Origin of the sequence: Fodinibius sediminis (genome assembly GCF_900182555.1) — a bacterium.
Classification (GTDB): domain Bacteria; phylum Bacteroidota; class Rhodothermia; order Balneolales; family Balneolaceae; genus Fodinibius; species Fodinibius sediminis.
Genome location: NZ_FXTH01000047.1, coordinates 1 through 1233, shown reverse-complemented (window position 1 = coordinate 1233; position 1233 = coordinate 1). Strand labels below are relative to the sequence as shown.

Annotated in this window: 1 protein-coding gene; it reads right to left on the bottom strand. The window is 42.4% G+C overall.

The window, feature by feature from the left end:
- Positions 1–301: 301 nt before the first annotated feature.
- The gene (locus tag FN808_RS18765) at positions 302–1054 is read right to left on the bottom strand and encodes a TrkA C-terminal domain-containing protein (RefSeq protein WP_221930117.1); all 753 of its coding nucleotides are present in this window, start codon (positions 1052–1054) and stop codon (positions 302–304) included.
- Between the last annotated feature and the right edge of the window lie 179 nt (positions 1055–1233).

The window sequence follows — 1233 nt, the reverse complement described above, 5'->3', positions numbered from 1 at the left end:
GCAATTTTTTTGAATAACCACCGTGGCGCCCCGCTGTGCTGGGGAAGGACCTAAAAGAAGCAACCCACAAAACAAGCCGGAACCGACGGGTTACTAAAAATCTTTGGAAAAGCAGCCACCCCGAACATCCGTTTGACAGAATGCTACGCGCCTGCCGGGCCTTAACGACCCTGCGCGTAACCGGCGTGCAGGCGGGCGCCAATTTATTTAAAAATGTACTACAGAATTTGATGAATTAAAATCTTGCAACCGACGGCGAGGCACGTCCGCGTTGACGCGCTGGTTATGCCCACAGTTTGTTTTATTGTGAAGCCCACATTTTTTCTTGTTCTAAGACTGCCTCAGCATGTTTTTGATCTCCACTCTGACCTTTCTGCCGATCATCCAATGATTCAAGAAGTGCAGCCCGTCCATACAGTGTTACGGTATCATCGTTATAAATTTTTGTCTCTCCTCGTGGTGCTCCGATATATTCTCCATTGCTTCGTTTTATTCCCAATACCAATATGCCTTCATCATGTAATTGCAAATCATTTAAGGTTTTGTCAGCCAGCCAATCTTGTTGTTCCACTTTTATTTCTGAAACCCGATAATTGTCTGAAAGATGAAGGAGACTATAATAATCCCTGACATCTAAGGTCGTATAACGATTAAGTGCACGGTTGATGAGGTAAGAGAGTTTACGGTCAATCCATTTACTTTGCACCAAAAGCAAAAGCGCAATCAGGCCACCCATCAAAACCACTATTTCAATGGAAATATATCCGATCCGCTCGAGGGATATAAAACTGAGAATGAGCGATGAAATGGTTGAGATGACCCCTGCACTGCCAAGAAAAATTAATATCATCAAAATTTTACGGCGGACGGGATGATTAACTACATGCTCCGATTCATTTGTTGTAAATCCCGTTCCTGTAAATGCTGATCGAGCTTGAAATCGAGCAGCATCTTTTGATAGTCCTGTTTGAATTAATGCTGTGGCAGCTATTCGGGTAATGAGTATGGAAAGAGAAATAATAACCAGAAGTGAAATAATAGCAACCATAGCCATACCCATTTAATTAGTTTTCAAATAATAATATAGAGAATTGAAAGAAGAGAAATGAATTTGAATTGGTTTAGAAAACTGTGGGAATAACGACCCCGCGTTTAAGCGGCGTAGGGCCAACGTTTTTATTGCAAGCAACGCAATTGACCACACATAAGCAAGAATTCGGAAGAAGCCACGGC

Coding starts and splice junctions, on each gene's coding strand:
- FN808_RS18765 (WP_221930117.1), bottom strand. CDS start 1,054: ATGGCTATGGTTGCTATTATTTCACTTCTGGTTATTATTTCTCTTTCC.